General features: G+C 41.5%; 20 protein-coding genes. 10 read left to right on the forward strand and 10 right to left on the reverse strand.

What is annotated here, in order from left to right:
- Positions 1 to 4: 4 nt before the first annotated feature.
- The 7 genes from ACF3OC_RS05850 (at position 5) to ACF3OC_RS05880 (ending at position 7623) form a co-directional block, all read left to right on the forward strand.
- On the forward strand, positions 5 to 2125 hold the full coding sequence (locus ACF3OC_RS05850) for a heavy metal translocating P-type ATPase (RefSeq protein WP_094280391.1): 2121 nt from the start codon (positions 5 to 7) through the stop codon (positions 2123 to 2125).
- A gap of 6 nt (positions 2126 to 2131) precedes the next feature.
- The gene (locus ACF3OC_RS05855; RefSeq protein ID WP_002993266.1) at positions 2132 to 2797 is read left to right on the forward strand and encodes a DUF3347 domain-containing protein; all 666 of its coding nucleotides are present in this window, start codon (positions 2132 to 2134) and stop codon (positions 2795 to 2797) included.
- Between the two features lie 11 nt (positions 2798 to 2808).
- Entirely contained in the window at positions 2809 to 3333 is a 525-nt protein-coding gene (locus tag ACF3OC_RS05860) for a DUF305 domain-containing protein (RefSeq protein ID WP_002993268.1), read from the forward strand.
- Positions 3334 to 3359: 26 nt separating this feature from the next.
- A complete protein-coding gene (locus tag ACF3OC_RS05865; protein WP_002993270.1) occupies positions 3360 to 3779 on the forward strand; it encodes a hypothetical protein in 420 nt (139 codons plus the stop codon).
- A gap of 32 nt (positions 3780 to 3811) precedes the next feature.
- Positions 3812 to 4267 (forward strand): heme-binding domain-containing protein, encoded by a 456-nt coding sequence (locus ACF3OC_RS05870; RefSeq protein WP_002993272.1) that lies wholly within the window; start codon positions 3812 to 3814, stop codon positions 4265 to 4267.
- A gap of 13 nt (positions 4268 to 4280) precedes the next feature.
- Positions 4281 to 6554, forward strand: coding sequence for a multicopper oxidase family protein (locus ACF3OC_RS05875; RefSeq protein WP_392471094.1), 2274 nt, complete (start codon positions 4281 to 4283; stop codon positions 6552 to 6554).
- 235 nt (positions 6555 to 6789) lie between these two features.
- On the forward strand, positions 6790 to 7623 hold the full coding sequence (locus ACF3OC_RS05880) for an RteC domain-containing protein (protein WP_179221437.1): 834 nt from the start codon (positions 6790 to 6792) through the stop codon (positions 7621 to 7623).
- Positions 7624 to 7741: 118 nt separating this feature from the next.
- On the opposite strand, the gene ACF3OC_RS05885 is transcribed toward ACF3OC_RS05880, so the two are convergent.
- Complete coding sequence (locus ACF3OC_RS05885; protein WP_002993276.1) at positions 7742 to 8158, reverse strand: helix-turn-helix domain-containing protein; 417 nt, start codon at positions 8156 to 8158, stop codon at positions 7742 to 7744.
- Between the two features lie 7 nt (positions 8159 to 8165).
- Positions 8166 to 8576: a helix-turn-helix domain-containing protein gene (locus ACF3OC_RS05890; RefSeq protein WP_002993277.1), complete on the reverse strand. Its 411-nt coding sequence runs from the start codon at positions 8574 to 8576 to the stop codon at positions 8166 to 8168.
- 308 nt (positions 8577 to 8884) lie between these two features.
- On the opposite strand from ACF3OC_RS05890, the gene ACF3OC_RS05895 reads away from it, so the two are divergent.
- The 3 genes from ACF3OC_RS05895 to ACF3OC_RS05905 all read left to right on the forward strand — a co-directional run bounded on the left by ACF3OC_RS05895 (position 8885) and on the right by ACF3OC_RS05905 (position 14782).
- Entirely contained in the window at positions 8885 to 10213 is a 1329-nt protein-coding gene (locus ACF3OC_RS05895; protein ID WP_094280393.1) for a TlpA disulfide reductase family protein, read from the forward strand.
- Positions 10214 to 10357: 144 nt separating this feature from the next.
- Positions 10358 to 13420, forward strand: a complete 3063-nt coding sequence (locus ACF3OC_RS05900; RefSeq protein WP_392471097.1) for a SusC/RagA family TonB-linked outer membrane protein — start codon at positions 10358 to 10360, stop codon at positions 13418 to 13420.
- Positions 13421 to 13432: 12 nt separating this feature from the next.
- Positions 13433 to 14782, forward strand: coding sequence for a RagB/SusD family nutrient uptake outer membrane protein (locus ACF3OC_RS05905; protein ID WP_094280395.1), 1350 nt, complete (start codon positions 13433 to 13435; stop codon positions 14780 to 14782).
- A 30-nt stretch (positions 14783 to 14812) separates the two neighbouring features.
- On the opposite strand, the gene ACF3OC_RS05910 is transcribed toward ACF3OC_RS05905, so the two are convergent.
- The 8 genes from ACF3OC_RS05910 to ACF3OC_RS05945 form a co-directional block, all read right to left on the reverse strand.
- Complete coding sequence (locus ACF3OC_RS05910) at positions 14813 to 15127, reverse strand: hypothetical protein (protein WP_002993282.1); 315 nt, start codon at positions 15125 to 15127, stop codon at positions 14813 to 14815.
- Positions 15128 to 15261: 134 nt separating this feature from the next.
- Complete coding sequence (locus ACF3OC_RS05915) at positions 15262 to 15576, reverse strand: hypothetical protein (RefSeq protein WP_003010122.1); 315 nt, start codon at positions 15574 to 15576, stop codon at positions 15262 to 15264.
- A 4-nt stretch (positions 15577 to 15580) separates the two neighbouring features.
- A complete protein-coding gene (locus ACF3OC_RS05920) occupies positions 15581 to 16108 on the reverse strand; it encodes a MauE/DoxX family redox-associated membrane protein (protein WP_002993285.1) in 528 nt (175 codons plus the stop codon).
- Positions 16109 to 16252: 144 nt separating this feature from the next.
- A complete protein-coding gene (locus ACF3OC_RS05925) occupies positions 16253 to 16867 on the reverse strand; it encodes a helix-turn-helix domain-containing protein (RefSeq protein ID WP_392471101.1) in 615 nt (204 codons plus the stop codon).
- Positions 16868 to 17531: 664 nt separating this feature from the next.
- Entirely contained in the window at positions 17532 to 18425 is an 894-nt protein-coding gene (locus tag ACF3OC_RS05930; protein WP_094258261.1) for an ORF6N domain-containing protein, read from the reverse strand.
- On the reverse strand, positions 18422 to 20506 hold the full coding sequence (locus tag ACF3OC_RS05935; RefSeq protein WP_094280396.1) for a type IA DNA topoisomerase: 2085 nt from the start codon (positions 20504 to 20506) through the stop codon (positions 18422 to 18424). Before ACF3OC_RS05935 ends, ACF3OC_RS05930 begins: the two co-directional genes overlap by 4 nt.
- 2 nt (positions 20507 to 20508) lie before the next feature.
- Positions 20509 to 21975, reverse strand: a complete 1467-nt coding sequence (locus ACF3OC_RS05940; RefSeq protein WP_094258263.1) for a DUF3945 domain-containing protein — start codon at positions 21973 to 21975, stop codon at positions 20509 to 20511.
- 100 nt (positions 21976 to 22075) lie between these two features.
- The gene (locus tag ACF3OC_RS05945) at positions 22076 to 22357 is read right to left on the reverse strand and encodes a helix-turn-helix domain-containing protein (RefSeq protein ID WP_002993296.1); all 282 of its coding nucleotides are present in this window, start codon (positions 22355 to 22357) and stop codon (positions 22076 to 22078) included.
- Positions 22358 to 22554: the final 197 nt, after the last annotated feature.

The raw sequence follows: 22554 nt of genomic DNA on the forward strand, positions 1-22554 counted from the left end.
TGTTATGAAAAAATACACGTGTCCCATGCACCCGCAGGTGCTAAAAGACGAACCGGGCAAATGCCCTCTTTGTGGCATGGCATTGGTTCCCGGTGGCGGTACGTCAGCTTCTCATGAACACACGCCAGAACATGAGCATTCCGGGCATTCTCAACATGGCCATGATGACGAAAACTTTGATAAACATGAGGGGCATAATACAGGCGATTTCCTCACACGTTTTTGGATAAGCCTTGTCATTTCAATCCCTATCCTGCTCCTGTCGCACATGATACAGCAATGGTTGGGTTTCTCCCTTGCTTTCAATGGCGATAAATATGTGCTGTTGGCATTGGGTACGGTGATTTATTGCTATGGAGGCTTACCGTTCCTAAAGGGAATGATTGGCGAGGTGAAAGCCAAAGCCATAGGGATGATGACACTTGTTGCCATTGCCATATCCGTAGCCTATGTTTATTCCGTAGCCGTTGTATTTGGCTTGCAGGGTATGGACTTCTTTTGGGAACTGGCAACCCTAATTGACATCATGCTGTTAGGGCATTGGCTGGAAATGCGTTCCCAAATGGCTGCTTCACGGGCATTACAGTCATTGGTGGCTTTGCTGCCCAACGATGTTACCGTGGAACGTGGCGGAGAAGCTGTAAAGATAAAGCTCGAAGACCTGCAAAGCGGTGAAACGGCTATCATAAAACCGGGAGAAAAAATTCCAGCCGATGGATTGGTACTGGAGGGGCTTTCGTATATCAACGAGAGTATGCTTACCGGGGAAAGTGTTCCCGTAAAAAAGGAAAAGGACGGAAAGGTCATCGCAGGCTCTATCAATGGCGATGGTGCGCTGAAAGTTAAGGTAACAGCCGTGGGAAAAGACAGCTACCTGAACAGGGTTATCAATCTTGTGCAGGAAGCGCAGGCTACTAAGTCTAATACACAGAACCTTGCGGACAAAGTTGCCAAATGGCTCACCTTTATTGCCATTGCCGTGGGCATAGGCACATTTGCCTATTGGTATGCAAGCAGTGGAGATATTGCCTTTGCGCTTGAAAGAATGGTGACGGTAATGGTAACGGCCTGCCCGCACGCATTGGGCGTGGCTATCCCGTTGGTGGTCGCCATTTCCACAACGCTTTCGGCGACCAATGGCCTGCTCATCCGCAACCGTACGGCATTTGAAACCACCCGAAAACTTTCCACCGTCATTTTTGATAAGACCGGAACGCTCACCAAAGGTTCCCATGCCGTAGAAAAGGTTATACCGTTAACAGACGAATATAATGCCGATGAGGTTATCCAGTATGCTGCCGCAGTACAGCAAAATTCGGAACACCATATCGCCAAAGGCATTATGGCTACATTGAAAGAAAAGAGCCTTGCCTTATGGAAGTCTGAAAACTTCAGCTATATGCAGGGCATAGGTGTTAAAGGTGTTGTGAACGGGAAAAATGTCGTAGCTGGCGGCCCGAATTATTTCACCGAAAACCACCTTTCCCTGCCGGAAATACCAAGCGAAATCAATCAGGAAGCCGAAACGGTCAACTTTGTCCTCATTGATGACCGGGTAATCGGCATCATTACTTTGGCAGACAGCATCCGTGAGGGGTCGGCACAGGCGATTGAGGAACTCAAAAAAATGGGCATCAAGTCCTTTCTGCTCACCGGGGACAACGACAGGATTGCTGCTGCCGTAGCCGGAAAATTGGGTATGGACGGGTATTTGGCTAATGTGCTTCCGCACAACAAGCAGGAGAAAGTAAAGGAGTTTCAGGCAAAAGGCGAAATCGTAGCAATGACTGGTGATGGTGTAAATGATGCACCTGCACTGGCACAGGCAGATGTGGGCATTGCCGTGGGTTCCGGTACGGACGTGGCTGCCGAAACAGCGGATATCATATTGGTAGACAGCGACCCGAGGGATGTGGTCAAACTGATTGACTTCGGCAAACTTACCTACAAAAAGATGGTACAGAACCTGATATGGGCGGTTGGCTACAACGTGGTGGCAATACCCCTTGCGGCAGGCGTACTCTATCCGAATTTTGTTTTAAGTCCCGCTATGGGTGCTGTGCTGATGAGTGTAAGCACCATTGTAGTGGCTATTAACGCAAGTTTTTTAAAAATCAAAAAATAAATAAAAATGAAAAATCTAACATTATCAATCATTGCTGTTATCATGGCATTTGTAACAGTATCATGCAATCAGGCATCCAACAAAAACGAGCAGTCTTCAAGTGATACTGCTGTTGTATCACAAGAACAGTCAGCTTCCCAACCAAAAGAGGATGATACGGTAGCTGCGCCCGTTGTGAGTGAAACTCCGAGCGGTCAGGAAGCAAAAGCAACAGGAAAAGAAGAAGCAAAAAACTTTTCTATTGCGCCCATAGTTACCGATTATCTGTCCTTAAAGAACGCCCTTGTTTCGGACGATGACAAAGCTGCCGCCAGTTCAGGGAAAAAGCTGTTAGCTACCCTGAATAAAGTGGACATGAAAGCCGTTCCTGCCGATAAGCACAAAAAGTACATGGACATAGCGGACGATGCTAAAGAACACGCAGAACATATCGGGGAAAATGTCGGCAACATCCACCACCAGCGGGAACATTTGGCCTCGCTTGGCGAAGATTTGAAAGACCTGATTGATTTGTTCGGTACATCGCAAACATTGTATCAGGACCATTGCCCGATGTTCAATGACGGTAAGGGTGCTGTTTGGTTCAGCGAAAACAAGGAAATCAAAAACCCTTACTACGGTTCTAAAATGCTGACCTGCGGTAAGGTGGAAAAAACAATTAACAGCAAATAAAATTCAGGGTTATGGAAAATATGCAAAACAGTCACCATGCGGGTCATTCCTCGGAGCATGGCACGCACAATACAAAACATGCTTCGGCCATGTACAAACGCTTTGCGGTGATGGCTGTAGCCATGTTCGCAGTGATGTATTTTATCATGTACGCCATGATTGACGGGTGGCAGAACCTGATACCCAATATCAACAATTTGTACATGACCCTGCTGATGACCTCGGCAATGCTGCTTATCGAATTAGCGATAATGAAAGTAATGTACCCCAACAGGAAGATGAATTGGGCGATAGCCATCATCTCGGTTGCTGTTGGCATCTTTTCATGGTTTGGTATCAGGGAACAAATCAATGTCGGGGACAAGCAGTTTGCAAAGGGTATGATACCCCATCACGCAGCAGCCATATTGATGTCCGAAAAGGCACACCTGACCGACCCGGAACTGATAGAGCTGCAAAAAAATATACTTAAAACCCAAGCGGAAGAAATTGAACTAATGAAGCGCAAGCTAAAAGAGTTTGAAGAAAGTAAATAATAAAATTTAAAAAAACAAGTTTGGACATGAACAAAATAATAATTGGCTTTATTTCCTTATTAACCCTGCTATTCACCGCTTGCGGTCAGGCGGGGTCAAATAAGGATGAAGCGGAACAGCAGCATTCGCAGGCAACTCCGGAAAGCAACGGACATACTACCCAAATAGGTGAATTGGTTCCATCGGATGAAGTCTGCATGGTCAACGATGCCTATATGGGCAAAAGGCAGTTTGACGTAAAATTTGATGGTAAAACCTATTACGGATGTTGCGAAATGTGTAAGGAACGTATTCCAAAAGATGCGACCGTGCGGATGGCGATAGACCCCTATTCCCATAAGCAGGTAGACAAAGCTAATGCGGTGATTGCTGTGACAGGAAATAACGGTGAAGTTTCTTATTTTGAAAACAAGGAGAATTATGCCAAGTATGTGAAAAAACAGTAGACACAAAAAGATGAAGCCACAATAAAATAATTATGACCATAAAGAAGAAAATCATATTGGGGCTGGCTGTCGTCCTGATTGCCATACAGTTCTTTCAGCCCTTACGGAACCAGGCGGTTGAAGTGCCAGCCACCCATATCGAAAGGGTGTACACCGTACCCCAAAATGTAAAGGCTATCCTTGTTCAGTCCTGTTATGACTGCCATAGCAACAATACCCATTATCCGTGGTACAGCCGTATCCAGCCCGGCGCATGGTACATGGCAGAGCATATAAAAAAGGGGAAAGAGGAACTCAACTTTAGCGAATTTGGCGACTATTCTGTCCGCAGGCAGCGAAACAAGTTCAGGGCTATGGCCGGGCAGGTTAAGGACGGGGAAATGCCATTGTCGTCATATACGCTAATTCATCGTAATGCAGTATTGTCACCGGAGGATAAGCAGGTTTTGATAGCGTGGTTTGGCACAATGGAAGACAGCATTAAATAAAATTTTTCAACGAATGAACAGATATAAAAAAATACCCATAAGAATATTGCAAACAGTGCTGATGCTGCTTTGCACGCAAACGCTGTTTGCACAGAGAGTAGTGCATTACGAGCTGTATGTAAAAGATACACTTGTCAACTATGCAGGTAAGCAAAAAAGGGCGATTGCCGTAAACGGGCAAATCCCCATGCCCACCCTTACCTTTACCGAGGGCGACACTGCCGAAATAGTGGTGCAGAACCAATTGAAAGAAAGCACATCACTGCACTGGCATGGTGTGTTCCTGCCCAATAAAGAAGACGGTGTGCCCTGGCTTACGCAAAAGCCCATCGCACCGGGTACAACCTACACCTACCGTTTTCCGATTATCCAGCATGGCACGCACTGGTATCATTCGCACTCAGGCTTGCAGGAGCAGATAGGCATGTACGGTAGTTTTATCATGAAAAAAAGAGGCGACGATAAAACCTTTAGAAAAGGAATTGACGATTTGCCGACCGTCCCGATTATATTAAGTGAGTGGACAAATCTTAACCCGGATAACATCAACCGTATGCTACACAATGCAAATGATTGGGCGGCCATTAAGAAAGGTGCTACGCAATCGTACGTTGAAGCTATTAAGGAGGGAAAATTAGGCGTAAAGGTAAAAAATGAGTGGAAACGGATGCTGGCGATGGATGTCAGTGATGTTTACTATGATAAAATCCTAATAAATGGTAGCCATAGCACCGATTTGAAAACAATTGGTGGTAAAAAGCTAAAAGCAGGTGACAAAGTCAGATTACGCGTTTCCAATGGCGGGGCGTCTTCGTATTTCTGGCTAAGATATGCTGGAGGGAAAATTACAGTAGTAGCGAATGATGGAAATGATGTTGAGCCTGTAGAAGTGGATAGATTAATCATTGCAGTTTCTGAAACTTACGATATTGTAGTGACTATCCCTCAAGATGGGTTAGCATATGAGTTTTTAGCAACAACCGAGGACAGAACACAATCAGCAAGCTACTTTATAGGTGATGGGGTCAAACAGCTTATTTCCCCGCTCCCACGATTGAAGTATTTCGAGGGGATGAAGATGATGAACGATATGATGAAAATGAATGGCGATTTGGACGATATGGGCATGAAGATGAGCCTGAACCAAATGGACATGAATGTAGTGATGTATCCCGAAATTACCGGAGATGCAGCAAAGAAATCAGACCACAGCAAGCATGAAGGTATGAACATGGATGACGACCCTAACCGTTACAACGCTAATGCCTTGGGAGACATCAAAACATTAAATTATGCTATGTTGCAATCGCCTTACAACACCTCCCTTCCAAAAGATGCGCCTGTAAAAGAGTTGAAGTTCACACTTACTGGCAACATGAACCGCTATGTATGGAGCATGGATAATAAAATACTTTCGGAAACGGACAAAATACCTGTAAAAAAAGGAGAAATCCTACGGATTACCATTTATAATAATTCGATGATGCGGCATCCTATGCATCTTCACGGATTTGATTTTAGGGTGATAAACGGAAAAGGCGAAAAATCGCCGCTTAAAAATGTGTTGGATATCATGCCTATGGAAACGGATACCATTGAGTTTTTAGCAAATGAGGAAGGTGATTGGTTCTTTCATTGCCATATATTATATCACATGATGGCGGGAATGAACAGGGTGTTTGAAGTTGGAGACTACAATAACCCCTATTTACCTGACAAGGCAAAAGCCTATAAAGAATTGCAAAGAGAAAGTAATATGCCCCATTTTATGGCACAAAACGATTTTGCAACCAATGGTAATGATGGAGAAGCTATGCTAATGAATGCACGCTATCAATTAGGAACAGAATGGCGCTTAGGCTATAATAGTATGCACGGGTATGAAGTAGAAACTCACTTAGGTAGATACATTGGAAAGATGCAATGGTTCATGCCCTTTGTAGGTTTTGATTTTCGTTACCGGAAAATGGGAGAAGATGAGCACGAAAAGAACATATTTGGACAAACCAACAAGAAAGACACCCGCAAGGCGTTCAGTTTAGGGTTTATGTATACGTTACCTATGCTGGTCAATTTCCAGGCAGAAGTATATCACGATGGAATTGTAAGATTGCAGTTAATGCGCGAAGATATTCCAATTTCAAAAAGATTAAGAGGTGGCTTCATGGTAAATACCGACTTAGAATATATGGGGGAGCTTAGGTATATCATCAATAAAAATATAGGTATACGTACCCACTATGATAGTGATATGGGATTTGGTGTAGGGCTTGCATTGACATATTAAAATAAAATACCGGATGGTTGTAAACTGCAAACCGTAAAATTACGGCAAAATACAGTGGGTGATGCGGGGTATAATTCGTTTGGATTAACCTGCATCATACTACAACCCATCAGACAATACAACAGTTCCACCACCAGCATCATACTGGTTGTTCTTTCATGTAGTTGCATGGGCTAATACGAGCAGTATTAGCATTTCTATATTAATCAGTATCATATTTATCAAAATGAAACGAATGGATAAATTTTACAATGAAACATATCTTAAATTGGAAACAGAAATCCAAGAACTGGAGATTGAAAACGATAACCCGGTACAACGGACAGAAGCCATTATATACCGGATTGTGGAATGTCTGTCCGAAATTAAAGATTATGTTTTGAAACGAGGATTTACAAATGTTGATGAAGAAATCCGATTTTTTAAATATCAAAAGCCAGTCATTGTTTCAAAATTGATTTATTATAATGCCATTTACAAAATCGAGACGAGGAAGCCCTACAGGGCTAAGCGCATTAGAAAATATCTTAAAAAAGAATTGAAGAAGCTAAAAAGGTTTTTCGACAATAACATTGATTTTTATAAATATTACCGAAGCAACAACTCGTTTCTTGACGAGAAAATGTTTGTTCGGGGCAAGCACGATATAAAACTGTGGCTGGATACCTATTATTTTCAGTCCGACCAATCTTTTTCTACTTCCCACGATTATAAGGTAGCCAAGATAATGGCGAATGATTTGATACAGGTGTATCTCGAAGACCAGCTTTACTGCACCTACAAGCGTTTGTTTATAAAACGAACTGCTATTTCGGGGCTGAACTGGACAGGTAGTAAAGCTGCTTTGACAGAACTCATTTACTCCCTATACTACCAAAGCGTTCTCGATAATGGCAATACGGATATTAGGTTGATAGCGGAATATTTTGAAAATGCCTTTAATATTGATTTGGGAAACTTTTACCATACCTATCTCGAAATACGCAACCGGAAACGAAACCGTACCAAATTCCTTGATGCACTGCGGGATAACCTTATTAAGAAAATGGATGAGCAGGAGGAAAAATAATGACAGCGATAGAAAGAGAAACGGCGGACTTGCAGATCCGCCGTTTCTTTTAAAATTCTTCGCTTCTTGGTTACGAGGGAAGCCTGAATCTATCGTTATGCTTTAAAAGATACTTTAGTTATTTCTTATCTTTTGCTTTCTGAAAATGTTCCCGTTCCATTCTCAATAATTCTTCAAACAGCTTGGTTGCCTGCTCAATTGAAAACTGATGATTATTTTCAATTCTTACTGTACCAACCATAGCACCATTTGTCGGTTCAACCTTTTCGTAAAAATTATTAGTATGGTAAAGAACCTGCCCCACATCAAATTTCTTCAAACCCTCTACGCTTACGCCAAGCGCAATAGCTACTTTTTCCAATCGTTCGTCATCCACGTTCTCGGTTTGTTCCAATTTAGATACAGCTTGCTTGGTCACACCCATACGCTCTGCCAAATCCTTTTGCGTAATACCTACCAATCGCCTTGCACTGCCAATTTTTATACCCATGTGGTTTTTCCCCTCCAAATACACGGTTTCTTTTTCTTTTTCCATTGTTATTTTACGAATGATTTTTTTGGTTTATAAATAATTCCAGTTTCTCCCGCTCACTTTGCAACAACCGTTCGTATAACTCGACTACTTTATCTAACGGATTAATATTCTGCGTACTATTCTCACCATGTTGAACAGTACTATCTTTATAACTGTTGATATTATAAATAGCTCGTTCCACATCAAATTTCTTAATGAGGTCAGGGGTTACGCCTAATGCAAAAGCAAATCGTTCCAACATTTCCGGCTCTAAAACAGCTTCCCGTTCTATGGCAGAAATTTGTGGCTGGCTCATACCCAATTCATTAGCAAGCACTTCTTGCTTAATGCCCAAGTAAATACGGATACGCTGCGCATTTCTGCCCTGATGGTTTTCTTCCAGCGTTTCCAAAACGTGTACTTTGTCTTCCTCTTGCATATTTCATTGTCATTTGATAGCGTAAATATAATAAAAGACAACCAAAAAAGCATAATAGACAACCAAAATTACTTCAAAAAAATCTCCATTTCAACGTTATTTGGAACAAATAACTAATAGTGAGAAGATTGACAAACAATTATAAACAATATTACTTCCTTTCCCCAACGGGAGGGATAAAAAGCGATGTTTTGTTCTTCTCAAAGAAATTCAGCCTCCGCTGCATCATCAAAAGCCCGGATTAGCACGTCCTGCAACCATACTCGGAGCAATTAATCATTTCCCAATAACCATAATTTATAAACCCAATGGCGAATAAACTTATTCGTAATAGGATAACGATTTTTATAGCCTGCCATAACCCGGAACTGGTAACGGGCGGCAGGCACTTCCTAATTCTAATTTGTTTCATGTTGTTTGGTGTCGGCATAGCCCGTCCGCAGTCCCGAGAAGTCGGGACTGCAAACAACCAAAACATCACCGCTTTAAACATCGGCGACCAAATCCCTGATGCTCTTTGGAACACACCTTTGCAGGTGGTGAACCACCCGCAGGACAAAAAAAACATCACCCTTGCCGATTACAAAGGCAAGCTGATAATATTGGATTTTTGGAGTACGTGGTGCGGTACTTGTGTAGCTGCATTGCCAAGACTTCACGAACTGGAAAAGGAGTTTAAAGACGATGTTATCATTTTACCGATGACAGACCAGAAAGCCAACGAAATAAAAGCATTCTTAAAGAAGAATCGAGTACTTTCCCGATTAAACTTGTTTTCAGTTACCGATGACAATACATATAAATTCCATTTCCCTTACACCATGTTGCCGCATGAGGTATGGATTAGCAAATCCGGCGAAGTACAAGCTATTACACACTCATCTGATGTAACAAAGGAAAATATTACTTCGGCATTGAAAGGCAATGCAAATAGCATTGCACAGAAAAAGGACAACCTTACCTATGATGACACACGTCCATTACTGCTTAATAATAATGGTGCTGACGGGGATTTTTTTGTTAGCAGAAGTATTATTACGTTAGCCATAGAAGGCATTCCTCGTTCAAATGCTCTACCAAAAGTGAACGAAAAAGAGAGCACCTTTCGGGTACTATCTACCAATGCTGACATCCGCCGTATGTACGAACTTGCATTTAGAGAATTGCTAACAATGCCACCTAACCGGACAAAGCTGGAGTTGAAGGAACCATTTTCTGTTTCGGAGAAAAGGTTTTTACAGGATAAGTATTGCTACGAATGGATTGCCCCATTGTCAGTATTGAAGCACTTTCCCCAAAAAGTACAGGCTGACCTCAATTATCACTTTGGCATAAATGGGCGTATGGAAAAACGTAATACAAAATGCTATACCATTAAGATTATAGGGAAAACGACAATAATCCCCAATAAACCCGAAGACGGCTTACAATACCTTTCGGCTTGGGTAAACAAGACCAATAAAGATATACAGCATATTCCTGTTGTAAATGATTTTACTGACCAAAAAATAGCCATCCCAAAAATAGCACATGCTATTGAGGATGTGGAAGCTGTTAACAGGCAACTTAAACCATTCGGTATTGCCATCGTGGAAGATGAAAGAGTGCTGGATTTTTTTGTCATTTCTGAACTATAAACCAAACTACTCAATGAAACGAACAATTACTTTTTTACTCATACTTTTTTCAGTTCCAATACCATTGCCCAAAACATATCCAACATTCGGGGTAAGGTAGTCAATAATGAAAATGGTCAGCCCGTAGCAGGTGCTACGGTCAAATTGTTGAACCGCAGTCAGAATAACACCGTACAAACTGATGAAGACGGAAATTTTGAATTTACAAATAAAGCATTCCCTTTAGCAGTTAGTGTTAGTTACATTGGATTAGCAGATACGACATTTGTCCTTTCTGCTGCTCCACAAAACCCATTGACGGTGCACCTAAATCCGGCAAGCAATACTTTAAGCGAAGTAGTGGTATCCACGGGTATTCAAAAAATACCCAAAGAAAGAGCCACAGGGTCATTTGACCATATCGACAACGAATTGTTTAATCGTCAAATCTCTACCGATGTATTGAGCAGGTTGGACGGTATTGCCAGTTCAGCAATGTTTGATAACAGACCCGGTGTAGGCAGTAACAATTTGAGCATACGAGGTCTAAGCACTATTTTTTCCAATACGAAACCATTAATCATACTGAATAATTTTCCCTACGAGGGCAATATAAATGATATTAACCCGAACGATGTGGAAGATATTACCATTCTAAAGGATGCAACCGCAGCCTCTATATGGGGCGTAAGAGCCGGAAACGGTGTAATCGTTATAACGACCAAGAAAGCCAAACGGAACCAGCCGCCTGCCATATCGTTTAACAGCAATATGACTCTTATTCAAAAGCCGGATATGATGCAACTGCCTTATATGTCTTCTGCGGATTATATAGGTGTCGAAAAAATGCTTTTTGACAATAACTTTTACGATGCCAATGAGCAGTTAGGCTACGTGCCATTATCCCCCGCAGTGGAATTAATGTATAAAAATAAACACGGGTTACTAACCGATGCCGCATTGCAACAAGGGCTGAACGAATTAGCGCAATACGATATACGTCGGGAATTGAATAAATACGTTTACAGGAAAGGGCTAAACCAGCAATATTCCCTAAACGTGAGTGGGCAGAGCGAAAATGTAAGCTATTATCTTTCTGGTGGCTATGATGACAATACCAGCACCACCGATGGAGGTTATAAACGGTATAATCTACGTTCTGACAATACGTTTCGACTTTCCAAAAAATTGAGTTTGGATGCCGCCTTGTTTTTTACCCATACCTTCACAAACGCAGGAAGACCTACCAATTTTTCTTCGTTACCTTATGCCCGTATTGCGGACGAAAATGGAAACGCTTTACCAATAGACCGATATTATCGGTCAAACTATATTCAGGAAACAAAACAAAATGGATTATTAGATTGGACGTATCGTCCATTGGACGAAATAAACCTCATCAACAATAAGCAGAAAACAAACAGCCTGATATTGAATACAGGGCTGAATTATGACATTGGCAAAGGGCTGATTGTAGAAATCAAATACCAATATGAAAACGCACAGGGAGCAGGAAAAGATATACGGAGCATGGCATCCTATTATACCCGTGATAGGATAAATACCTATACACAGGTTGGTACGGATGGAGCGTTATTCCGCCCAATACCTTTGGGCGATATCTTAAATGAATCAACAAACAGCTTCACGTCGCAATCTCTCCGTTTACAACTGAATTACTCCAAAACTTGGGATAAACACCAGCTAACAGGTCTTGCTGGAGCAGAGGCTCGTCAGGCAAACACCACTCTAACACAGTCTACACAATATGGTTATAATCCCCATATTTTGACGACTATCGCAGTTAATTACGATACTGATTATACTTTGTACAGTCCCACAGGTGGAATTGCAAAAATTCCAAATCCATATTTTACATCCGAAACTAACGATAGGTTTATATCCTTTTTTACCAATTGGGCTTATACGTTTGATAACCGCTATAATCTTAACATTAGTGCAAGACAAGATGGCTCAAATCTGTTTGGAGTAAGGAGCAATCAACGGTTTACCCCACTTTGGTCGGTTGGTGGTAGCTGGCATCTGACGAATGAACGGTTTATCAATATTACATGGCTTGACCTGTTGAAGCTAAGGACGACTTTCGGTTATAGCGGTAACCTCAATCGCAATGTTTCGGCTCTGCCCACAATGCGTTATTACAATGGTGGAAATTTAATAAATACGCCTTATGGTGTATTAGTTAATCCACCGAACGAAAATCTTCGTTGGGAAAAGAACGGGCAGTTCAATGTAGGGTTTGACTTTGCTGTTTTAAAACAACGTTTAAGCGGTACATTTGAATACTATCACAAGAAAAATACCGACCTTATTGGTTATATGCCTATCGACCAAACCACAGGTGCAATAGGTTCCTTAAGTAGCCGAGGGTTCACTTATCTTGGAAATTCGGCTTCCATGACCGGAAACGGAATAGATATACAATTGCATAGTGTCAATATCCGTAAAGCATTTGAATGGCGGACAGACTTGCTGTACAGTACCGTAAAAACTAAAATAACGGAATATCTTGCCGAGACAAGAGACCTCAATAATTATCTTAATAGCGGATTGGTTATTTCGCCCATCATTGGAAAACCCGCCTATTCTATTTTTGCATTTCGATGGGCTGGTCTTGACCCCGAAACAGGCGACCCTATGGGCTACCTTCATGGCGAAGTAAGCAAAGATTATGCAGCCATCCGCAACGAAACCACACCAGAAGAACTGATTTATTATGGCTCCGCCACTCCTACACATTTCGGTGCTTTAAGAAATACGTTCTCATGGAAAGGGTTAAGTCTTTCATTCAATATCAGCTATAAATTAGGGTTCTATTTCAGGAGAAACAGCGTGTACTATAACGCAATATTCAATGGCACAGGTTCGCATTCGGATTTTAGTCTAAGATGGCAAAAGCCGGGTGATGAAGTCACCACACAGATTCCGTCAATGGTCTATCCGAATAATAACAATCGGGATGGCTATTTTTATCCACGTGCCGAAGTGCTGATTTCAAAGGGAGACAATATACGCTTACAGGACATCAACCTTAGTTACCAAATTAAATCATTGGAAAACAAATGGAAACTGAAAAGATTGGAGGTATTGATGTACGCTACCAATTTAGGGACGATATGGAAAGCGGATAAACATAACGTCGACCCGGAATTTGGAGATTTATCACCACTAAGAACTTTTTCATTTGGTTTAAGAGCAGGCTTTTAAAATTTAGAAACTATGACACGATATATAATAATATTACTGATTACAATAATCACATTTTCAGGATGTGAAAAATATTTGGACGTTAAACCGGATAAATCGCTTGTCGTACCGACCACGGTTGCAGACCTTAGAGCATTATTGTATAACACATCGAGAATGAATAGCTGGTATCCCTCAATTCAGGATGGTGCTACGGATAATCAATTTGTACAAACAGAAAATTTGAATAGATTCACTTCATTAACAGCAAAAAACATCTATACATGGAATGATGATGTATTTAACGATGATGAAACCAACGAATGGTCGATGATGTATGCAGCAATCTACTCATGCAATTTGATTTTGGAGCAGTTGGAGAAAATTGAACCTGTTCCGGTAGAAAAAAACCAAATTGAGGGAGAGGCTTTGTTTTTCCGCTCCTTTGCATTTTACAATGTTGCCCAGCTTTGGGCAAAACCTTATGAGAAAAATACGGCACAAACAGACTTAGGTATTCCACTAAGGTTAAAATCTGATATTGGTGAGAAATCTATAAGGTCATCGGTTGAAGAAACTTATACTAAAATTACCAATGACTTGAACAGGGCTGTTATACTTTTATCCGTCAATAGCCCATATAAAACAACACCAACGAAGCAGGCTGTCTATGGACTGTTAGCCCGCATATACTTATCAATGGAAGACTATGATAAAGCACTATCTTACGCAGACACTTGTTTAAGCTATTCAGATGCTTTACTTGATTACAATACATTAACAATGGGGTCGGCAACCTCATTCCCGATACCTCGCTATAATGAAGAAATAATTTTTCATGCTAACGATTTTGGGCGTATGGTGATGAGCATTACCTATGGAAGAATTGATAGCAACCTATATAAGTCTTATGAATCGAACGATATTAGAAAAACAGCTTTCTTTAGAAACAGAGCGGGCTATTATTCCTTTAGGGGAAATTACGATGGCAATTCAGGAATGTGGTTTGCCGGAATTTCTACCAACGAAATCTATCTGATAAAAGCTGAATGTGAAGCAAGAGCAGGAAATATTACCACGGCTTTACAGACCGTAAACGAACTATTAAAAAATCGCTATAACAGCACATTTATTCCATTCAGTTCGGACAATGATGAAACTGTATTAAGGTTTATCTTGGATGAGCGAAGAAAGGAATTAATATGGCGGGGATTACGGTGGTCGGATTTAAGACGATTGAACAAGGACAGCCGTTTTTCAAAAACGATAACAAGAAATATTGATGGAAAGATTTATACATTAGAGCCAAACAGTCCAAAGTATGTCTTTCCCATACCCAATAGTGTGATACTTAACAACGGTATGCAACAAAACGAGCGGTAACAAGGTTCAGCATAATACCGCTAATAATTATTATTCTATCCTTGTATATATAGACGAAATAACTGTATTCATATCAGGGTGTTCAGTATCTCCAATGAGTGGTTTTGCCTTAATAGCACACAATATATCATTTCCCGTTATACACGGAGGTGCTGTACTACCATTTTCATTAACAAGTGCGAAATTTTCTGGGTTGGAGATGTTACCATCTCCCGTTTCATCTGTATAGGCAAACCATTTTTCTCCAGCAAGACTGGCGTTTTTCATTACCGAAAAGGACATTGTTACAGATGCAATGGTTACCGCTGCCAGTGCAAATAGGTTATTTTTTATTTTTTTCATCATTTTAAAATTTTGAGGTTGAAGAAATGGTCTTTTCCTTTGGATGATTAAATCTAATTAACGAAAGTATTCTCTAAATAGAGTGTGAACATGGGATAATCCTTGTTCACACTCTTTCAAATTATTTACTGAAAAAGCTATTGCAGCTTTCTTTCTCTGTCGTCAATAACAGTACCTAAATTGGGATGTTCTTCACCACCAATCATCACAGGTTGAGCCTTAACCGCACAGATTTCGTCACTTCCTTCAGGACACGTAGGCGGATTAGCGCCATCACTTGGCGTGAGTATATAATTTTCAGGATTGTTGGGATTTCCATCTCCGGTTTCATCAGTGTACTCAAACCATTTTTCTCCTGCAAAACTGGCGTTTTTCATCACGGTAAACGACATGGTTACAGCTGCAATGGCTATTGCTACTACAGCAAATAGGTTCATTTTTAATTTTTTCATCGCTTTAAAATTTTGATGTTAAAAAATACTTTTTTATATGTCTTTTGGCAGACGCGCCCTCGGTAGCTTCGCCTCCGGCGTTGCTACCTCGTAATTTATGCCATAAGTAAAGCCCCAAAATGCTTAGGGAAAGGAAAAAGAGATTAAAGAAAAAATGCTGTGTCCAGTTCATACCACTTATCACCGAACCACACCCGCATGGTAATTTTTCCCATGCACCCATAAGAGCCACAGCGATATATGCTGTAAAAGCGGTCATTAATACGGTAGATAGTATTAGACCTGCTTTGCGATACTTTTCCATTACCAATGCCAGCACTGTTATTAACTCCAATGCCGGGAGCGAGTATATTAGGATATATCCTATGCTATCTGAAAAAGGTTGGCGGAGAATGCCTCCTTTAAACGCTGTAAAGTCTGTTATTTTATCGATGCCTACGGGTATCCAAAGAAGCAGCAAAAGAATAATAACGACATTGAGTGTTATCCGTTTTCTTTTGATTTGGTTTTGATATGTAGCTGCTGTTTCCATTGTCTTTGTATCTTAATGATGGTTATCACCATCCTTTGATACAAAGTTCATCAAAGCCGTAAGCGTGTGAAAGACAAAATCGGTAAATATTGAGCAACTTTGTGTAAGAAATTTTCCGATTTTATCAATTTCGGGGAAATTCCGTTACCTGCGTTTCAGGTATTGCTCTAAAGCAGTACGAAATGGACGTTCATTGGTGTAGCCAACTTCCATATATACGTCTTTTATAGCTTTCCCTTGTTTTTCGATGAGGAACAAGGCGTGAGAAATGCGCAATTCGGTAATAAAATCCTGTACGCTTATGTGGTACTGGCGTTTGAAGATATTGAGCAAAGTACGTTCCGTAACGAAAAAGTATTCTGAAAGGAATTTTATGGTAAGCGCATTATCACAATAATGTTCCTGGATATAGGCTTTGATTTTATAAGCAAGGTCGGCTTTTTGGTCTTCTAACATTGTGTCGTAATGCTCCAGAAGGTAGCTGATATACTTGCGGAGATTGCCATCCAATGCCCCGATATTGGTCTGTGAATAACTGTATATTTTATACAGCCATCGGTGTATCTTCCTGTCCATCCTGCATTGGTACATGGTGTCGTAGGTGCGGTTATCGTGTTTAAAACGATGCAGGACGTTTTGGATATTAGGGTAGTTATGGTACATGCTTTCTATCCATTCAGGCAAAATACTTACCACGAGACAGATATGCATGCCTTTTTGGGCATAGGCGAAATACCTGCCCGAATCGTAATAGGACATGAGGAAGCTGTTAGGCTGCGTTTTTATAATCGGCTTACGGCTTTCAGTCATATACAACAATGTGCCTTTGAGCATAAAATAAAGGTACAGTTGCCGCTCTTGAATGTCGAAAGGAATATAAACAGGGTTGCTTACATTAAGCTGCACTAAATCTATAAAAAAAGGACTGTTTTTAATTTGCTGGCTCAATAGTTCATAATACGGCAGCGTAAAGCCCTGCCTTTGGACAGCGAAAGGTAATGGGTATTTGCTCCACTCCGGGAGGTCGTTGGGATTGGCTATCCACCTTTTAAATTCGCTTTCTATTTTTAGGATATAAGGTATTTCCATAGGCGGTAATTTATTCTCCTATCGGATGCCTTAATAAATTCCGCCCTCTTACTTCAATTCCACTTTTACGGTAAGGGGTTCCTGTAATCAAACGGATGGAATTTGATATAGGCTATACAAATCTGAACCATTCAAATGAATAAAAAACCCAAGTTGGGTAGAACTTGGGTAAAATTTTTTTCAAACAATTGAAGCAAGTGGGAAAGAAAGTGTACCGGGGCGTGCCACCGTCTGCATTTAACCACCGCACAGAGGACGACCCAAAAATGCAACCGGGTCGGGCTATCCGCTATATCTTTTGCGGATCTTAAAGGACCACAAAAGGATGTCGCTGCTATCCCTCACGCAATATGCCATTTAGTAAACTAATCATCTTACTTGCCTCTGCGCTCATTTTGGAAAAGGCAAACCATTTCTTACCCAAATCCTTTAGTGATGCGCCGATGTGGTATAGTTCCGTACCGTCAATAATGAGGAAACGGTCATGGGCATGGGCAAATGCGTGTACATTGATAGCCGGATATTGACTGTTGTAGCGTTGTAAATCGAGTTGTAATTGATTACTGATATTTTTGGTGTAAATAGTGGCAGATACGGATTGCCCACGCTTTCCGAGTAGCGTTAGCACCGTATCATCCACATAGTTGTCTATAAGGATAATTGACCTTTGTGCGCTCCGTATAATATCGGCGACAAAGGTATAGGCATCAAATATCTGCCCGTCATAGAAAATACCTTTATCACTGTGCAGCTTCCCGCTTTCCAAAGCCTTAAAGATTTCCTCAAATTTGCCGTCCGCTTCAATCTGTTTGAGTTCGATTTTATCCATCCGGGAGAACAATGCGGCATTTCCGATTAACAATCTGCGCATTTCCACAAAGGCATTCATAATCTCGATGCTGACCTTTACAGCTATCTCGCTGCGCAAAACGGCGGACAGCATGGCGACCCCTTGCTCGCCAAAAACATAGGGCAGGTAACGCCTGCCGCCGTAATTTAAACTTGAGGTTCCAATTTGGAACCTCAAGTTTTCAGCTTCTTCTTCTGTTAATTGAAAGCAGAATGATTGGGGAAACCGCTCTATGTTTCTTTTTACGGCTTTGTTAAGGTTTTTTGTTTCGACCTGGTACAACTTGGCAAGGTCGCTGTCCAACATAACCTGTTTGCCCCGTATTGTGTAGATAAGGTTTTCTATTTCCTTTCGGCTTATGATTGCGTTGCTGTTCATCTCTTTTTATATGTGCTGTTGTCAAATTCAAACGATGTTTCATAGGTATCTTTCAGTACGATACGGGCATCAAACTTTTTGCCTGCTTTGCTTTTCATCCCTTTGATAAGGCTGGTCGTTCCTTTGTTTACGAGGTTCTCCACTTCGTTAAGGCTCAACCGTACCCCGCAGATATTGCGGAACAAAAGCCAGTTGCACGCTTCATCGGGACATTTGACCACCTTATCCCTGATGAGCAGTTTATGGGCTTTGCACTTTTGGCAGGTCAGTTCGTGCTGCTTTTCGCCCGCAATGCTGATGCTCAACAGTTCCTGCGTAACGGCCGAGGCGTAGGCTTCCATGGATTGGTGAAAATCCATAGCATCTGCCTCGTTGTTTTCAATCTTCTGCAAAGCCATTTCCCATTCGGCGGTCATAGCTACATCGGCAATTCTTTTGTCCTTTACAGCATCATAAACCTGCAATCCTTTTTCGTTAGGAACAAGGGATTTCTTTTCACGCTTGATATAATCCCGCTTAAAAAGCGTTTCGATTATTGCCGCTCTTGTAGCGGGTGTTCCAATGCCAATGCCTTGCAAGGCTTTACGCTCATCTTCATTCGCTATTTCCTTTCCGGCATTTTCCATTGCCGACAATAGTCCGGCTTCGGTAAACAGCACAGGTGGTTTTGTTTTCTTTTCCAAACAGGAGGCTTCTTTGATTTTCAATTCACCGCCTTTTTTCAGTTCGGGCAAATCCTGTATCGGTTCGGTATCTTCGTCCGAAAATGTTCCTTTGATCGAACGCCAGCCCGCTTCCAAAACTTTACAGCCTTTTAGCATAAAATCGTAGTGTGATACTTCCAATGCTATATCCGTTATTTCTTTAATGCAAGGCTGAGAGATAGCTTCGAGCAGTCGAAAGGCAATCATATCATAAACCTTTGTTTCGTCGGCATTGAGTGCAGACGGCACTTTGTCCGTGATGAGTATTCCGTGGTGGTCTGTTACACGCAGGTCATTCACGACACGTTTATTGAAGCGACCCCATTTTAATTTAGAAATAGCTTGCTTAAAGTTATCATTGTCCTGTAACGCTCTTACAAGATTAGGTATCTCACTCCACATATCTTCGGGTATATATTTGCTTCCGGTACGTGGATAGGTAATAAATTTCTTTTCATAAAGGTTCTGGGCAATATTGAGTGTTTGCTCTGCCGACAGGTTCAGCTTTTTATTGGCTTCTTTTTGCAAGCCTGTGAGATCAAAAAGCAAGGGGGGTTGCTCCGTGGTGTTTTTGTTTTCCACAGATATGACCGTTGCGGTTCCGTGTCTTTGGACCAGTCGTAATGTATCTTCCACAAGCTTTTGTTCGTTCCATTTGGTTTTTGAGATACTCTTAAAATCAATATTCTCTTTGCGGTGCAATAGCTGAATTTGCCAATACTTTTTAATAGCGAAATTTTTATTTTCCAGATAGCGTTTACAAATCAAAGCCAATGTAGGTGTTTGCACCCTGCCCAGCGAATAAATGCCGTTGCCAGCGGCTATACTCAATGCCTGTGTCGCATTGATGCCGATCAGCCAATCGGCACGGCTTCTGCCTTGTGCAGCCTGAAATAAGCCGTCAAATTCTTTACCGTCTTTCAGGCTGTCAAACCCTTGCTTGATTGCTTTTTCAGTAAGCGAGCTTATCCAAAGCCGCTGAAAGGGCTTACGGCATTTCAGATATTCATAAATGTACCGAAAGATAAGTTCACCCTCACGACCTGCATCGGTAGCTACGATAATACTGTTGCTTTTATGGAATAGCTCCTTGATGACTTTCAGTTGCTTTAATGCTCCAGTATCGACTGTATAACCTTTGTCTTTTTTGACCTTACGAACAGTCAAAATAAACGGATTCGGGAGTATCGGCAAGGAAGCCTTGTCAAATCCCGAAATCCCATAATCTTCGGGCATTCCCAAACCGATAAGGTGTCCGAATGCCCACGTAACGAAATAGCCATTGCCCGTTAGATAACCGTCCTTTTTTTCGGAAACACCCAACAAGCTGGCTATTTCCCTTGCTACGCTTGGTTTTTCTGCGATAATTGTTTTCATACCTAACTCACTTTCCTACCCTTTGATTTTGCAGGTGCTTTGGGTTTGTTCTGTTGCTCCTGTTGCTTTTCGTTTTTCGGTCTTTGCTGCCCTTTCTGTAGAGGCTCTTTGATATTCTTGGTCGCTTCGTTGGTCTTGCCCTCGGAATTGACGGCAATCTGCGTTTTATGGGCTTCTGTAGGTTTTATCCGTTCCTTGTATTGGTTGGGAAACTCAAAGTTGGTTTTTCCTGTTTCCTTGTTGAATGTGATATAGCCGTTATAAGTTTGCCCTTTCTTATCGACCAAATTCGGAATGTAAACTGTTTGACCGTCTTTGAACTTGTTGTATTGTTCATCCTCCAGTTCCTTTCCCCTAAAGGTTTTCGGGGCTTCCTGCGACCTGCTTTGCTGATTGTCCTGTTGGCTGTTTTGGGTTTGCCTGTTATTGTTGCTTCGGTCAAACAGAAATTCCACATACCGTTTATCCGCATTGAACTGTACGTTTGCATCAAAGGGAGTACCTTTTGTAGAAATCATTCCCTCAATGAACAGGGGTTTGCCCTCCACTAAGGTTTGTTTTTGTTCGTCATTTAGTTTTATACCTTTAACCTCATCGGGGATTTTGATGAAATCTGTTTTCAAAGCAATCAGCTCATTGGTAAGCCGGTCCACACTAATGATGGACGGCATCAATTCGCCTGTTTTGGAGTCTATCAGATCGACCACACGCCCCATATTGCCTGTTTGACGTAAGTTCTGTTTGTCCTCGTCTGAGAACTTGTGTCCGAAAAACTCAAAGTTTAAGTTGGGTTCACGCCTGATACCGTGTACCGCTGCCACAACGTCCCCCTCCGGGGTGGACTGTAAAGACAAGCGGGCATCTGTACGGACGACCGCACCGCCAAGATTAACGCTTATAGGTACAAGCTCATTGGTCTTGTAACCCCTCAATAGTGGGTCAAGGAGGTTCTTTTTCTCAAGGTATTCCTTGCTTAATCCGAGATTGTTCATTGTTTCCCAATCAATCTGTTCCGGCTGGAAGCGGTACTCGCTTGTTTCCGGGGTTGTCTCTGTTTTTGTCATATCATTTTTATTTTCTTGTTTTTGCTCTTGTTCGGGTTCATTTTTCACTTCATGCTTTTCCATTTTCTTTTTGCCTTCGGCAGTTGGATTGTTTATCTGATTCTGAAATTCTTTTGCTTTCTCTACGGCTTCGTCAGCCGAAACTTTGAAAAGAGCAAATTTGGTAGGGTCTTTTAACTGCCTCCAAAAATTGGAAAGGAAATTGGTCACGAAATCACCGTGTTTATCCACCCGCATGAACTCGCTTTGGTTCTTCTTCGTAGGGTCAACCGTTTCCATTTTTCCGCTTTTGTCAATACTTTTTACAGCTTGGATTTTCATTTTTTCTTTATCCAGCACTAAAAGTATATCCGATAACTGTTCGGAAGCAACCTGTTGGTTTTCTGTTTCTTTTTCTTCACTCACAATCTGAAAAGTTTAAAGTTTTATTGCCGAAAGTAAATGAAGCAGTTACTGCATCGCCCGAAGTGGCAGTCAAAGGCAGTATTTGGCACGCATTGGCGTTTTACTTGTTAAAACTCTCCCTGATAAACTGGTGCACATCGGATAGCTTGTAATACAGTTTTCCGCTAATGGTATAGTAAGGTAGTTTACCTATGGAGCGGTAGCGTTGCAGGGAACGGTTACTGATTTTCAACATTTGCAGCAGGTCCTGGTTATCGAGCAGTTCTTCTCCGTCTATGCTATTGCGTTTCTTTTTTAAATCGTCAATATTGTCGCCCAACATATCAAACCTGTCCATGATGCGTTCCATCCACGCTATAAATTCCATTCTGTCAATATTCATAGTCGATAAGTTTTAATGTTCACCATGCAAAATTGGGAAGCGTGGCAGTGTTTATCAGCCAAGCCCTGCCAATTGGTTTGGCTGTTTTTTGAAAATTTTTGCAATTGGGAGAAACCCTTGTTTGGTAGGGCTTAAAAAGAATTTCGAGTATTTAGGAGATGGTTTATACCATCATTTGCCAATTGACATACATTGGC

This window comes from Sphingobacterium cellulitidis (assembly GCF_043187465.1).
GTDB lineage: Bacteria > Bacteroidota > Bacteroidia > Sphingobacteriales > Sphingobacteriaceae > Sphingobacterium > Sphingobacterium cellulitidis.